The sequence below is a fragment of the Pseudomonas sp. Irchel 3A5 genome (genome assembly GCF_900187575.1).
Classification (GTDB): Bacteria; Pseudomonadota; Gammaproteobacteria; order Pseudomonadales; family Pseudomonadaceae; genus Aquipseudomonas; species Aquipseudomonas folii.
In genome coordinates this window covers 99,917-114,704 of the sequence record NZ_FYDU01000013.1, presented here as the reverse complement: position 1 = coordinate 114,704, position 14,788 = coordinate 99,917, and the positions used below count along the sequence as shown (strand labels likewise).

Below are 14,788 nucleotides of genomic sequence, written 5' to 3'. Positions count from 1 at the left end.
GCCAACTCAATGGATATTCACGCTAACGCCGCGCTACTGATCATCGATATGCAACAAGGCATTCAGCATCCCAAATTGGGCCGCCGCAATAATCCTCAGGCTGAAGGGCAAATGCTCGCGCTGCTCCAGGCCTGGCGTTATTCCCAAAGGCCTGTGATCCACATCCGGCATTTTTCACGAGAACCGGAATCCGTGTTTTGGCCAGAGCAGTCCGGAGTTGAATATCAGCCCGCCTTTTTGCCTTTGGACGGTGAGCGTGAATTGCGCAAACAGGTGCCTGATGCGTTCTGCAATTCGCCCTTGGCGCAGTGGTTAAAAGACGATTCCATCACTCAGGTCGTTATCGTGGGTGTTGTCACCAACAACTCAGTGGAATCCACTGCCCGCGCTGGTGGCAATCTGGGGTTTGAGGTGATCGTGCCCCATGACGGATGTTTTACCTTCGACAAGAACGATTTCTTTGATACGCCACGTACTGCTGAAGACGTGCATGCCATGTCGCTGGGCAATCTGCACGGGGAATACGCCACCGTTGTCGCCAGCGAAGAAATACTGAAGTATGCGAATCGTCCGTAGGACCGGCTTCAGCCGGGAAAGGGCCTGATCATCTTCTGGATAAGTCACCTCACTTGGTCATGTACCTGGTATTACCAGTAGTACTGCAAGGATTTACCCCAGCGTGTATCGGCAAATCCACCTTTGAGCTGTTTGAACCACGCCTTGCGTACTGAGGGCTCTACCGCTTTACCGCCACAACCATTGTTGCCCGACGGGGCGTAGCAGTTGATGGCACGAAACAGTGCGTAGGCTTTGTCTTCGTGGTCGGCTTTTGGATTGGCGATAACGGTTTGATACGCGCTGTGCCTGGAGAATACCTGCCCGGCAAAACCGGGGGCTGTGCCGCCGAGGACGTCGGCGCTACGCGCTTCGTCCAGCGGCATGCTGTCCAGACTGTTGCGCAGGATGAATTCGCCCATGCAATTCAGGCTCCGGGGATTCTTCGCATCTTTGTCCAACGTCGCGGCGGTGTCCGCAATACTCGGACAGACGTAGCCGGATTCGGCCTTGTCGCCTTGCCAGCGAAACAGCGTCAGAGCCTGCCCCTGATCGTAGACATAGCCAAGGCTATAGCTAAGTTTTTCTGCTGAGGGGATTTCTGGTAATTGTTTGAGATCCTCGCCGAACGCGGCGAACTGACTGCGCATCAGGTCCTTGTAGAGCAAAACAAACAGCGCGGTATTACGCTCGGTATCGCTCGCACCCAGAGTGACCTGTTGACGCAACAGGTCCGCATCAGCAGCTTTACTGAGCAGGATGTAACGCACTTTTTCGGCTTTGATCGGCGAGTCAGCGGCGAAGACCCTGGCCAGTTGTTCGTCGCGCTCGTAGCTCATGGCCAGCGCTAACTGCAATTGTTCATGTTGCAGCGGCAATTTGGCCAGAGGCATTAATTGCAGCCACAGCGCCTGTGCGTCCTTCGAATCCTGATTGGCTTCCAGAGCCAACCCACGCAGCATCTGTTGGCTGAACGCCAGGTAGTTGAGTTCGGCAGGAATGGCATCGGGTAGCAGCTGCAAGGCGCTGACCGGATTGTTCTCGACGTACAGGGCAAACGCGGCCTGCAAATAGTTGAAGAGCTCAGGATGTTCGGCGAACGTGTCCTTTTGCGCCATCAGACCGGCTTTGCTCAGCGTTTTGTCGGAGCCTTCACGCATCCACATCAGGTCGTTGACGGCTGCGATCATGGGCGACTTGACCGCGGTTGTGTTCGGCGTGATCAACTTGAGATCAGCTTCGCGAACCAGAGCTTCGTAAGCCGGGCGGTTTCCGCTCGGGGCCAGCAACTGCGCTTCATAATCAGCGGCAAGCTTGTCGTTGTCCCGGGTCAGCCAATGTACCCGGCGCAACAAGCCAGTGGCGGTGTTGGAGTACACGCCATAGGGGTAATTATCGACGTAGTTCCTGAAGGCGCTTTCGGCACGTCTGGCTGCGGCCACATCGACGCGTTCCGGCCTCAGTTCACCGTACTCGAAGGCCTTTTCCTGAGCCAGATTCAGCTCGGTTCGGCCAATCATGTACAGCGCCGTGTCTTTCAGCCACTCGTTTGGATTGTCGGCCAGTAAGGTGAAGCCTTTGCTCGCTTCGACGAAACGTCCGCTGTAGAAGTCGGCCGCCGCTTGCAGATAGGTGGCGAAGGCTTTGCCTGTGGTCGAGGCTATTTCGCGGGGTAACAAACTGGTTAGTTGCTCGGGTTCCCACCCGCAGGCCGGGAGCATCTGCATTCGGCTATTGGCCAGAGCAGCGCGTTCGGCCGGGGAGAGTTCAGGTGTTCCGATCAATTCGCGAACAAAGTCCGTGGCGGTGGTTTCATTGTTGCTGCGACAGCGGCTGCCTTCGCCGTCCACCAACATATCGCCGGCCACCTCTGCGGGTTCGCGCTTGATACCTAGCGTGGCAAGCATTTCATTCAGGCCGAGTGTGTGACCTTCTTTGGCAACTTCCTCATCGACGTCGCCGGGCACAGACAGCAGACGGTAATGAGCAAACGGTACTTCGCCGTAACCTTCCGCCAGGTCATCCTTGTTCAGTGCCGCGGGGCTCAGTTGCAACTTGCCGGCATTGGCCAGTAACAGCCGCAGATTCACCGAGCTGTCATTGCCTGGGCTCAGGAAAGGCAAGCTGCTGCAAGTGTCCAGTTGTTCGCTGAGTATCGACCAGGTCGGATAGCAAGCGTCATCACTGCTGGCATTGGCCAGGGAGGAAGTCGATGCACACACGGCAATAGCCAGGGAAGTCAGCAAGCGGTTTTGCATGGAACGTCCTTGATATCAGGGAGGCGGTAACGGTCAGTGTTGGCGATCATACCTTGAGCGGCCCTTGCTCTTATCAACTACGTATGGCTGCCTGAATGTAAGGCATTCCTAAGGGATCTCCGTTTGCCGCACACCTACCTGGTATCAGTGAGATTTACACCATCCGCTTGAGCGTATTGTCCTTGCGTACAAAGTGATGCCAGATCGCGGCGACGACATGCAGGCCAATCACGTAGTAAAAAATCGAACCCAGCAATTTGTGCAGGTCTTCCAGTGATTCGGCGAAGCGCTCGGAGAGTGGGAAGGGCGAAGGGATCAGAAAATCCGTCAAAGGAACGGGCAGCGAGCCTTTCTCTATCAGCACTGTGAATAGCCCCAGCAGCGGCTGCGCAAACAGGAATGCATACAGCAGGTAGTGAGAAGCGGTTGCCGCGAGCCGCAGAAAACCTTCAAGCGGTGGGGTGACATCAGGTGGTGTATGACGACGTCGCTCAGCAACGCGGAAAAATGCGAGGGTCAGCACCAGGATGCCAACCCAGAAGTGGCTCTGTACTACGAAAGTTCGCAAGCCAGAACCACGGGCAAATTGTGTGCGGCTCAGGATCAGGGCATAGGCCAGCACGATCAGGACGGCCATAACCCAGTGAAGCCAACGGGCTCTGTAGCTATAACGTGCTGCTAAAGGTGTATTCACGGTGTTTTCCCTTGATGTCTTTTGGCATTCTAGGCACAGATGCAAATGGTCGCAGCCCGATTATGGCGTGTCGTGTTTCGACCGGCTAATCCTCCCGCTTGCTCAGCAATGGCGGTTCAGTGAGTGCCCGCACTGTGGACACTTTTTTGACTGAGAGTCGCTTACATCGTTACAGCAATACCCATGCCCGAAACCAGGTTGCGTCGCCGAAGCATGGATCATGAGCGCTCGCCCAGGCGCATGAGGTGAGCGCTGAGTTTGAATGTTCGGTTTTAAAACCTGATTAGTTATATCCAATAGTGCTGTTAAAGACGGGTTAGTTAATTGACAGTGTTTAATCCTGGATCCATCTTTACACCTGCTCGCAGGGCAGTATCTGGTCGAAAGCCGGGAGCGGTGTAAATGTCATGTTACACCCGAATGGGCAGTGGCTTTGTGGGCTTATCCAATGTCTTTATAAGGCTCTAAACGTGTCTTTGGATTCTGTTTGGTTTCCCATAAAGTTGATTGGAGTTCTCAATTGGGGGGCGCTGTTCAGACAGGTAAAACGTTAAAGGCTTTTGACTTGCTGTAGAGGCGCAATCACGAGAGCGGAATAGATCCCCTGTTGTGATGTAAGCCGCACTTCGACGTACGGACTAAAGGTTCCGGGGCCTCTGCCAGGCGGGAATACCGAAATGGAAAAGAAAAAGCTTATGTTAGTAGGCGGGGGCGACCTGTGCCTGCAGATCCTGAAAATGTTAATGCCTAGAGATGATTTTATCTTCTACGTGGCCGGTCGTGATTTGGAAAAAATCACCCGGCTTTGTCACCTTCTGCGGCTGGGATGTTTACAGATGGGGGGTACGTGTACCGCTCATCCCCTCGTCATGGATCTGACCGAAGGTAATATAGAGGCGAACGCCAGGACTATTTATTGGGTTCGCCCGGACATCATTTTTAACAGTGCTTCGTTGCTGTCATGGCGGATGATGACTCAATTACCAACGGAGCACTATCAGGCACTGGACAAGGCCCGATTCGGTCCCTGGTTGCCCATGCATCTTGCGCCAGCCTACGAACTTATGCGGGCAATCAAACATTCCGGGGTAAAGGTTGTGACCGTCAACGCGGCGTTTCCTGACGCCGTCAACGCGGTGCTTGATAAGGTGGGCATGGCGCCAGACACCGGGATTGGCGGTATTGCCACTATGATTCCCGGTGTTCGGTTGTCGATTGCCCGGATGGCCATGCGTCCACCTGAGAGCGTTCGGGTCCGACTGGTTGCGCAGCAAAGCCTATGTCAGCAGGTTGCGCGCACGGGCATGGCCCCCGATACGCAGTACCGACTCACCTATTGGGTGGATAACCTTGACCGCACTGGCGAGTTTGCTGATGAAGCGATTTTTAACGCGGTAGGCACACATTTTCGCAGCCTGGGCGGGGTGGATATCAATTTCTTCAACGCAATCTCCGCGGTTCGTCTGTTGGAGAATCTGTACGCCGAGCATGAAATCATCACCCATGTCCCCGGTCCGAACGGGCTGCCGGGCGGCTATCCGGTTCGCGTGGGAATGGGGCAGGTGCTGCTGGCTCTGCCGTATGGTGTGTCGCGCAACGATGCAATCATGGTCAATCAAAACGGCCAGCGCCAGGACGGCATCAGCGCCATACGCGCTGACGGCAGCGTTAGTTTCGAGTCTGAACAAATGGCAGTCATGGAGGCACTGCTCGGCTTCACTATGTCTAATATGGAACTTCCAGACGTTCATTACTATGCGGCGGAACTGGGCCTTAAATACAAAAGCTTCGCGGACTCGGTCAGTCAGGCGCGGATGAGCTGACAAATCGGTATGGAACCTGTGCCAGTGCCAGGCTTCATATGACGTGAACATTCATGCCTGAAAGCGGGCGTGGACCTCGGCCAGGATCGCGCCTGGAGGTCCGCAGCTTTCAGGCGCCGCGCATTGCACTGGGCCTCTCATCATGAGCGATATCCGCATTGGCATCTCCGGCTGGCGCTACGTCCCGTGGCGGGGCGACTTCTATCCAGAAGGGCTGACGCAGAAAAACGAGCTTAAGTTCGCCTCGCGTGCGGTCAACAGTATCGAGATCAATGGGTCGTTTTACGCCCTGCAATCGCCGGAGCTGTATGCGCGCTGGTATGCCGATACGCCTGATGATTTTGTATTCAGTGTCAAAGCCCCGCGTTTCATTACCCATGTGCGGCGCTTGAATGAGGTTGAAAAACCTGTCGCCAATTTCTTTGCGTCGGGTATTTTTCAGCTCAAACAGAAACTGGGTCCGATCCTCTGGCAGTTTCCGCCGAGCTTCAAATTCGATGCGGAAAAATTCGAACACTTCCTTAAGCTACTGCCTCATGACATGAAGCAGGCCAGGCTTTGCGCCGCGCAGTGCGACGAAAAAATGCAAAAACCCGGTTATCTGGATCTTCCCAAGACCGGTCGGCTGCGGCATGCGGTAGAAATCCGTCATGCAAGCTTCAAGGTGCCCGAGTTCATCACCTTGTTACGCAAGTACAAGGTAGCGTTGGTGATGGCGGACACTGCGGGCAAGTGGCCTTACATCGAAGACCTGACCAGTGATTTTGTCTACCTGCGACTGCACGGCGATAAAAAGCTTTACGCCAGTGGCTATACAGAAGAGGCCATCGAGCATTGGGGCGATCGTATCGATGCCTGGCGTAAAGGCTCGCAACCGTCCGACGCGCAGGTGGTAATCGCTGAACCCCGGAAGTCTGCGACTCCTAAACGCAAGTCCCGGGATATCTACTGCTACTTCGATAACGACCTTAAAGTCCGTGCGCCGTATGACGCCCGTCAATTGCTGGAGCGCTTCGATCTCGCCAAACGGCTGGACGTTGCGCCGGGCGACCTGCAAGGAGTTGAGTTTTGACCACTGCCACAACGCCCGTTGGCGTGCGAACGGCGACATCCGCCAGCGTTTCTCTGAACGTACTGACTATGAACATGCACATGGGATTCGGCTTTCTGAATCGCCGGTTTATTTTGCCCGAGCTGCGGGACGCGGTGCGCTCGGTGTCCGCCGATGTGGTGTTTTTGCAGGAAGTGCACGGCGAACATCAAAATCATGCGCAGCGCGTCAAGGATTGGCCAACCACATCGCAATACGAATTCCTTGCCGACAGCATGTGGGGCGATTTCGCCTATGGCCGCAACGCGGTCTATCCCCATGGCCACCACGGCAACGCACTGCTGTCCAAGTACCCGATCAGCTACCACGAGAACCTCGACATCTCGATCCATGGCACGGAAGAGCGCGGCTTGCTGCACTGTGTGCTGGACGTTCCCCATCACGGTCACGTGCATGCCATCTGCGTGCACCTGGGCCTGCGGGAAAATCATCGGTTGCAGCAGTTGAAGCTGCTCGCCGAGTTGTTGGCCCGGTTACCTGAAGGTGAGCCGGTGATCGTAGCTGGCGATTTCAACGACTGGCGTCAGCGCGCAGATGCCGCACTGGAAGGCACCGGGATGCACGAGGTTTTCGTGAAGCACTTCGGTGTTCCCGCTAAAAGCTTTCCCGCGCGCTGGCCGTTACTTCGGCTGGATCGCATTTATGTACGCAATGCCACGAGCAATCGACCCAAAGTCTTGTCCAATCGTCCGTGGTCACACCTTTCAGATCATGCGCCGCTGGCAGTGGAGTTAACCTTATGAGTGATCAGGCGAATAACCACGGGCAGTGGCAGGAGGGCAATTCGGTTGAATTGCTGATCAACGGCGAAGACTATTTCACCCGCGTCTTCGAATGCATCCGTGCGGCGCGCAAAGAAGTGCTGCTGGAAACCTTCATCATTTTCGAAGACCGGATCGGGGAAGCACTGCAGCAAGCACTAATTGAAGCGGCGAGCAACGGTGCTTACGTCGTGGTGACCGTCGACGATTACGGTACTTCGGATCTCAGCAAGTCGTTTGTCGGCAGGATGCTGGCTGCGGGTGTGCATATTCAGCTGTTCGATCCGCGTCCGCGCCTGATGGGCATGCGCACCAACCTGTTCCGGCGTCTGCATCGCAAAGTCGTGGTGATCGACGGGGAACTGGCCTTCATCGGTGGCATCAACTACAGCGTTGATCACATGAGCGACACAGGTCTGACCGCCAAACAGGATTATGCAGTTCTGGTTCGCGGCCCTATCGTCGGCGATATTCATAAGTCCGCACTTCGCCTGTTGAGTGAGGCCGTGCGTGCCAAAGTCCCGGCGCTGCGAGTAGCGACCCAGCACGCGGGCAGTGCGCGAATGCTCTTGTGTGAACGTGACAACGAAGAGCACACCACGGATATCGAAGAGCAGTATTTGTTGGCGATTCGCAATGCAACCCAGCGGATCACCATCGCCAATGCCTACTTCTTCCCCAGCTACCGCTTCCTGCGTGAATTGCGCAATGCGGCGCGGCGCGGCGTCAAGGTCACGCTGATTCTGCAAGGCCAGCCGGACATGCCGTTCGTGCGCGTGTGCTCGCGTCTCACGTACACCTATTTATTGCGTGACGGGGTGAAAATTCACGAATACACCCAGCGCGCTCTGCACGGCAAAGTCGCGCTGATCGACCGCGAATGGTCCACCGTCGGCTCCAGCAACCTGGACCCGCTAAGCCTTGCGCTGAATCTTGAAGTAAACCTGTTCATCCGCGACCAACAGCTCAACCAGCATCTGCACGAGCATTTGACCGGACTCGCTGCTACCCACAGTAAAGAGATGAGCCTGCGGGGCGCAGCACGCGGTCAGTGGTGGCGTGCGCCGATGATCTTCCTGAGTTTTCACTTCCTGCGTCACTTCCCGGCCATCGCTGGCTTGTTTCCGGCTCACGGCATGAGGCTCAAACCGTTGCGGGCTGCGGATGTGATTCCTGAAGCCAGCGTTGTTGAAAACGAGAAAAGCAGCGTGACAGAACAATTGAAGTCCAGCCTGCAATCGGATCAGGAGAAGTCGCTATGAGTCAGGCTTATGAGGCGTCTTCGGATCAGCCAAAAGAAAAAGAGAAGCAAAGCAACAAATGGAAGTGGGCCAAGCGTGCCTTCAACCTGTTCTTCTTCATTGCGGTGCCGGTGTTGTTGTTCCTGCTGGTCAAGAACCTCGACTGGCAGGAAGTGAAGCAGGCATTGCAATCCTACAAGCTGAGCACCCTGGCTTTGGGTGTGGTGATTGCGCTGTGCAGTTACCTGACGTATTGCTGTTTTGATGTATTGGCGCGGTTTTATACCGGGCACAAGTTGGCGATCAAACAGATCGTGCCGGTGGCGTTTGTCTGTTATGCGTTCAACCTGAACCTTAGTTCCTGGGTCGGCGGGATTGCCTTGCGTTATCGCCTGTATTCCCGGCTCGGGCTGGATGTGCCGACTATTACTCGTATCTTGAGTCTGAGCCTGATTACTAACTGGCTGGGTTACATGATTCTGGCTGGTGGCGTGTTCTCCATGGGTTTCCTGGAGCTGCCAAAGGACTGGGCCGTAGGGACTGGAACGCTACGGCTGATCGGCTTTGCGTTGTTGGCGGTGTCGGGTGCGTATTTGCTGGCTTGCCGGTTTTCCAAGCGCCGTTCGTGGACGATTCGCAAGCAGGAAATCACGCTGCCTTCCATGAAGCAGGCGCTGTTACAGGCCAGTCTTGGCGCGCTGAACTGGTCGTTGATGGCGTTGGTGATTTATACGCTGCTGCCGGACAAAGCATTTTATCCAGCCATTCTTGGGGTGTTGTTGATCAGTAGCATTGCCGGTGTCATTACGCATATTCCGGCTGGGCTTGGGGTGCTGGAGACGGTCTTCATGACCTTGCTGCAGGATGAGTTCTCCAAGGGCACGTTGCTAGCGGCGCTGATTGGCTACCGGGCGATTTACTTTCTGCTGCCGTTGACGATTGCTGTGGTGGTTTATCTGGTGCTGGAGAAGCGTAGCAAGAAGATGGGGGAGAGGAATCAGGCTGAGGGTGAGGCCTGATTTGTGCACATATCCGTTACTTAGGTAACGGCTTCTATTGGTTGCGCCCTTACGGCGCGTCACTTTTGGTTCCGGAAGCCGGCCCAGCCAAAAGTAACCAAAAGGCTCTTGCCCAACCACTGGGTGCCTCGCTGTCGCTCGGCATACCCGTAATCCGACATTGCTGCGTAGGGCCGCCGCCACCGGCCATCCATGGCCTGAGGCGGCTAAACCGGCATCCCTGCCGTCTCTTCATTTAACAAGAGCCCCCACGCAGCAATATCGAATTCCGGCCGGCGTGGTTTAACGGGGTGCCTCAGATCAAAATCAAAAGCAGATCTAAGCAGATCTAGAGTAGGGGCTGGATACACGCGGTTTTATGTGGGAGCGGTGCTTGCCCGCGATGAACGATTACGCGGTATATCTGACGTACCGTGGCGCCTGAATCGCGGGCAAGCACCGCTCCCACAAGGTCCGTGTTAGCCGGAGCGAAGGTAGCAGGTTCAAACAACCAGGTCGGCTGTCAGGCCGCCGCGCTTTTGATCTTGATCTGAGGCGCCCCGTTAAATCACGCTGGCCGAACGCAGATCCTGAACCGTGGGCGGGTACACCGAGCGCCAGCGAGGTGCCGAGTGATGGGGCAAGAGCGTTTTGGTTACTTTTGGCTGGGCCGGCTTCCGGATGTTCGAAAGTGACGCGCTGTAAAAGCGCAACCAATATCCGCCATCACCGCAATAACGGATATGTACACATGAGCAACCAAACGCCCACAAAAAAGCCCGCAACTCTCACAAGCCGCGGGCTTTTTCATAGGCGTACTCGAAGATTACTCTTCGATATTGCCCATAGCAGTAGTGTTGAAACCACCGTCCACGTACATGATTTCGCCGCTGATGCCGGACGCCAGGTCCGAACACAGGAACGCGCCAGCGTTGCCGACTTCATCAATGGTCACGTTACGACGCAGCGGAGTTTGCGCCTCGTTTGCGGCCAGCATCTTGCGGAAGTTCTTGATACCCGAAGCCGCCAACGTACGGATCGGACCGGCCGATACCGCGTTGACGCGAGTGCCTTCCGGACCCAGGCTGCCTGCCAGATAACGTACACCGGCTTCCAGGCTGGCCTTGGCCATACCCATCACGTTGTAGTTCGGCATGGTGCGCTCGGCACCCAGGTACGACAGAGTCAGCAGACTGCCATTGCGGCCTTTCATCATTTCGCGACCGGCTTTGGCCAATGCCACGAAGCTGTAGGCGCTGATGTCGTGAGCGATGCGGAAACCTTCGCGGGTAGTGGCGTCGGTGAAGTCGCCATCCAGTTGGTCACCTGGAGCGAAGCCAACGGAGTGAACGATCACGTCCAGGCCATCCCATTTCTTGCTCAGGTCTTCAAAGACCTTGGCGATTTCTTCGTCACTGGCGACGTCACAAGGGAAGCACAGCTCAGGGCCCGAACCCCAGCCAGCGGCGAATTCTTCGACGCGACCTTTGAGTTTGTCGTTCTGGTAGGTGAAGGCAAGCTCTGCACCCTCGCGATGCATGGCGGCAGCGATGCCGGATGCGATGGACAGTTTGCTAGCGACACCGACGATCAGGACGCGCTTACCGGCGAGAAAACCCATGTGTTGTTCCTCTTCAGGTTAATCGACAGCTACTGGTGCCAAAAAGGCGGCTTCCAGCAACTGCTGTGTATAAGAATGTTGCGGTGCGGCAAAGATTTCTTGCGCATCACCCTGTTCGACCACTTGACCCTGCTTGACCACCATCAATTGGTGGCTGAGGGCTTTGACGACAGCCAGGTCATGGCTGATAAACAAATACGTCAGGTTGTACTTGGTCTGCAGCGAGCGCAGTAGCTCGACTACCTGACGCTGCACTGTCCGGTCGAGCGCCGAAGTGGGCTCGTCCAGCAGAATCAGCGCCGGTTTCAATACCAGTGCCCGGGCAATGGCGATTCTCTGCCGTTGCCCACCGGAGAACTCGTGAGGGTAGCGGTGCCGTGTTTCCGGATCCAGTCCTACCTCTCTGAGTGCTTCGATAATTGCAGTTTCCTGTTCGGCCGCTGTGCCCATGCGATGGATACGCAGGCCTTCGCCAACGATTTCACCCACCGACATCCGCGGGCTCAAGCTGCCAAACGGGTCCTGAAAAACCACCTGCATCTGTCGACGCAACGGACGAATCTGTTGCTGCGACAGGCAGTCTAGCGTTTCGCCCTGGAAACGTATGACACCCTGGCTACCGATCAGACGAAGAATCGCCAGACCCAACGTCGATTTGCCCGAGCCGCTTTCACCGACAATCCCCAGCGTTTGCCCTTTGGGCAGGCTGAAGTGGATGCCGTCCACTGCCTTGACGTGATCGACGGTGCGTTTGAGCAGGCCTTTCTTGATCGGAAACCAGACCCGCAGATCCTCCACTTCCAGCAGCGGTGCGCCCGCCGGGTTGGCCGCCGGGCCGCCGCTGGGCTCTGCGCTGAGCAGAATTTTGGTGTACGGATGCTGGGGCGAACGAAACAATTCGTCACAGGACGCTTGTTCGACGATGCAACCGCGCTGCATGACACATACGCGGTTGGCTATTTGCTTCACAACGTTCAAGTCATGGCTGATCAGCAGCAACGCCATGCCCAGACGTGCCTGCAGTTCCTTGAGCAGTTCGAGGATTTTCAGTTGTACCGTGACGTCCAGCGCAGTGGTTGGCTCGTCGGCAATCAGCAGTTCCGGCTCGTTGGCCAGCGCCATGGCGATCATCACCCGTTGCCGTTGGCCGCCCGATAACTCATGGGGCAGGGCTTTCAGGCGTTTCACGGGCTCGGGGATGCCCACCAGCTCCAGCAGTTCAAGGGTGCGGCGGGTCGCGTCCTTGCCGGTCAGACCTTTATGAAGGCCGAGGACTTCATTGATCTGCTTCTCGATCGACTGCAATGGGTTCAGCGAGGTCATCGGCTCCTGGAAGATCATCGCGATGCGATTACCGCGAATCTTGCGCAGTTTTCTCTCGTCCAGGGTCAACAGGTCCTGACCGGCATAGCGGATAGTGCCGCTTGGGTGGCGGGCCAGCGGGTAAGGCAGCAGACGCAGGATCGAGTGGGCGGTGACCGATTTACCTGAGCCGCTTTCACCCACCAGCGCCAGGGTTTCGCCCCGGCGGATATCAAAATTGATGCCTTCGACCACGCGCTGACAGCCTTCGCCGGACACGAACTCGACGGCCAGATCGCGGATCTCGATCAGATTGTCATTGTTCATTTCATTTCCTTGGGTCGAAAGCATCGCGGGCGGACTCGCCGATAAATACCAGCAGGCTCAACATCAGGGCCAGGACCGCGAAGGCGCTGATGCCCAGCCATGGGGCCTGCAAGTTGGATTTACCCTGGGCAACCAGCTCGCCCAGTGACGGCGACCCGGCGGGCAAACCAAAGCCAAGGAAGTCCAGCGCAGTGAGGGTACCGATGGCGCCGGTGAGGATAAACGGCATGAAGGTCATGGTCGAGACCATGGCGTTGGGCAGAATGTGGCGGAACATGATCGCGCCATTCTCCATGCCCAGCGCACGGGCGGCACGCACGTATTCCAGATTGCGCCCGCGCAGGAACTCGGCGCGCACCACATCCACCAGGCTCATCCAGGAAAACAGCAGCATGATGCCCAGCAACCACCAGAAGTTGGGCTGCACGAAGCTGGCAAGAATGATCAGCAGGTAGAGGACCGGCAATCCGGACCAGACTTCCAGAAAACGCTGGCCTACCAGGTCCACCCAGCCGCCGTAGAAACCCTGCAAGGCACCGGCGATGACGCCGATGATTGAGCTGAGCACGGTCAAGGTCAGGGCGAACAGCACCGAAATGCGGAAACCGTAGATCACCCGGGCCAGTACGTCTCGCCCCTGGTCATCCGTGCCGAGCAGGTTTTCCGATGAGGGCGGGGCAGGGGCGGGGACTTTCAGGTCGTAATTGATGCTCTGGTAGCTGAAAGGGATCGGTGCCCACAATGTCCAGCCGCCTTTGGCTTCAAGCAGTTCCTTGATGTAGGGGCTTTTGTAATTGGCTTCCAGCGGGAATTCGCCACCGAAGGTGGTTTCTGGATAGCGCTCGAGTACCGGGAAGTACCACGCGCCGTCGTACCGTATGGCCAGCGGTTTGTCGTTGGCGATCAGTTCCGCGCCCAGACTCAGGACGAACAGGATCAGGAACAGCCACAGGGACCACCAGCCGCGCTTGTTGGCCTTGAAACGCTCGAAGCGTCGACGATTCAGAGGAGACAACTTCATATCAATGCTTCCTGCTTTCGAAGTCGATGCGCGGGTCCACCAGTGTGTAGGTGATGTCCCCGATCAGTTTCACCACCAGCCCAAGCAGGGTGAAGATAAACAGCGTGCCAAACACCACGGGATAGTCGCGGTTGATGGCGGCTTCGAAACTCATCAGGCCCAGGCCGTCGAGGGAGAAGATCACTTCCACCAGCAGGGAGCCGGTAAAGAAAATGCTGATGAACGCCGACGGGAAACCGGCAATCACCAGCAGCATCGCGTTGCGGAACACGTGGCCGTAGAGCACGCGGTTGTTGCTCAGGCCCTTGGCCTTGGCAGTGGTCACGTACTGCTTGCCGATTTCGTCGAGGAAACTGTTTTTGGTCAGTAGCGTCATGGTCGCGAAGTTGCCGATCACCAGCGCGGTAACCGGCAGTACCAGGTGCCAGAAGTAATCGAGAATCTTGCCGCCTGTGCTCAGCTCGTCGAAGTTGTTCGAAGTCAGGCCGCGTAACGGGAACCAGTCAAAGTAGCTGCCCCCGGCAAACATCACGATCAGCAGGATAGCGAACAGGAAGGCCGGGATTGCGTAACCGACGATGATTGCCGAGCTGGTCCAGACGTCGAAATGGCTGCCGTGTCGGGTTGCTTTGGCGATCCCCAGCGGGATCGACACCAGGTACATGATCAGGGTGCTCCATAACCCGAGGGAAATGGACACTGGCATCTTTTCGATGATCAGGTCGACCACCTTGGCGTCACGGAAGAAGCTGTCGCCGAAGTCCAGATGGGCGTAGTTCTTGATCATGATCCATAGACGTTCCGGCGCCGATTTATCGAAGCCGTACATCTTCTCGATTTCTTTCACCAGGGCCGGGTCAAGACCTTGTGCGCCGCGATAGTTGGAGCCAGCCACCGAGACTTCGGAGCCGCCACCTGCGATTCGCGTGGTGGCGCCCTCGAAGCCTTCGAGCTTGGCGATCATTTGCTCTACCGGGCCACCGGGCGCGGCCTGGATGATCACGAAGTTGATCAGGAGGATGCCGAACAGCGTCGGGATAATCAGCAGCAGACGTCGCAGGATATAAGCCAGCATG

At 56.5% G+C, this 14,788-nt stretch carries 12 protein-coding genes; 6 read left to right on the top strand and 6 right to left on the bottom strand.

What is annotated here, in order from left to right; translation table 11 throughout:
• The first annotated feature begins 9 nt into the window (after positions 1-9).
• Positions 10-576, top strand: coding sequence for a cysteine hydrolase family protein (locus CKW31_RS20980; protein ID WP_095099516.1), 567 nt, complete (start codon positions 10-12; stop codon positions 574-576).
• A gap of 71 nt (positions 577-647) precedes the next feature.
• Here CKW31_RS20980 and CKW31_RS20975 read toward each other — a convergent pair whose 3' ends face one another.
• Positions 648-2,813, bottom strand: coding sequence for an outer membrane assembly lipoprotein YfiO (locus tag CKW31_RS20975; RefSeq protein ID WP_095099513.1), 2,166 nt, complete (start codon positions 2,811-2,813; stop codon positions 648-650).
• Between the two features lie 154 nt (positions 2,814-2,967).
• Positions 2,968-3,507 carry a cytochrome b gene (locus CKW31_RS20970; RefSeq protein WP_095099510.1) on the bottom strand — a complete coding sequence of 180 codons (540 nt, stop codon included), beginning with the start codon at positions 3,505-3,507 and terminating at the stop codon, positions 2,968-2,970.
• Positions 3,508-4,184: 677 nt separating this feature from the next.
• Between CKW31_RS20970 and CKW31_RS20965 the strand changes: the two genes are divergently transcribed.
• From CKW31_RS20965 to CKW31_RS20945, 5 genes are all read left to right on the top strand, one after another.
• Complete coding sequence (locus CKW31_RS20965; RefSeq protein WP_095099507.1) at positions 4,185-5,330, top strand: hypothetical protein; 1,146 nt, start codon at positions 4,185-4,187, stop codon at positions 5,328-5,330.
• Positions 5,331-5,472: 142 nt separating this feature from the next.
• Complete coding sequence (locus CKW31_RS20960) at positions 5,473-6,402, top strand: DUF72 domain-containing protein (RefSeq protein ID WP_095099505.1); 930 nt, start codon at positions 5,473-5,475, stop codon at positions 6,400-6,402.
• Positions 6,399-7,184, top strand: coding sequence for an endonuclease/exonuclease/phosphatase family protein (locus CKW31_RS20955; protein WP_095099503.1), 786 nt, complete (start codon positions 6,399-6,401; stop codon positions 7,182-7,184). Before CKW31_RS20960 ends, CKW31_RS20955 begins: the two co-directional genes overlap by 4 nt.
• Positions 7,181-8,464: a cardiolipin synthase ClsB gene (gene clsB, locus CKW31_RS20950; RefSeq protein WP_095099500.1), complete on the top strand. Its 1,284-nt coding sequence runs from the start codon at positions 7,181-7,183 to the stop codon at positions 8,462-8,464. Before CKW31_RS20955 ends, clsB begins: the two co-directional genes overlap by 4 nt.
• Positions 8,461-9,462, top strand: a complete 1,002-nt coding sequence (locus tag CKW31_RS20945; RefSeq protein ID WP_095099497.1) for a lysylphosphatidylglycerol synthase domain-containing protein — start codon at positions 8,461-8,463, stop codon at positions 9,460-9,462. The genes clsB and CKW31_RS20945 overlap by 4 nt, the downstream gene beginning before the upstream one ends.
• An 805-nt stretch (positions 9,463-10,267) precedes the next feature.
• Here CKW31_RS20945 and fabI read toward each other — a convergent pair.
• The 4 genes from fabI to CKW31_RS20925 are packed head-to-tail and all read right to left on the bottom strand — an operon-like array spanning position 10,268 to position 14,787.
• A complete protein-coding gene (fabI, locus tag CKW31_RS20940; RefSeq protein ID WP_087274483.1) occupies positions 10,268-11,062 on the bottom strand; it encodes an enoyl-ACP reductase FabI in 795 nt (264 codons plus the stop codon).
• An 18-nt stretch (positions 11,063-11,080) separates the two neighbouring features.
• Complete coding sequence (locus CKW31_RS20935) at positions 11,081-12,691, bottom strand: ABC transporter ATP-binding protein (protein ID WP_095099494.1); 1,611 nt, start codon at positions 12,689-12,691, stop codon at positions 11,081-11,083.
• A gap of 1 nt (position 12,692) precedes the next feature.
• Positions 12,693-13,712, bottom strand: a complete 1,020-nt coding sequence (locus CKW31_RS20930; RefSeq protein ID WP_095099491.1) for an ABC transporter permease — start codon at positions 13,710-13,712, stop codon at positions 12,693-12,695.
• Position 13,713: 1 nt separating this feature from the next.
• Positions 13,714-14,787 (bottom strand): microcin C ABC transporter permease YejB, encoded by a 1,074-nt coding sequence (locus CKW31_RS20925; protein WP_095099488.1) that lies wholly within the window; start codon positions 14,785-14,787, stop codon positions 13,714-13,716.
• Between the last annotated feature and the right edge of the window lies 1 nt (position 14,788).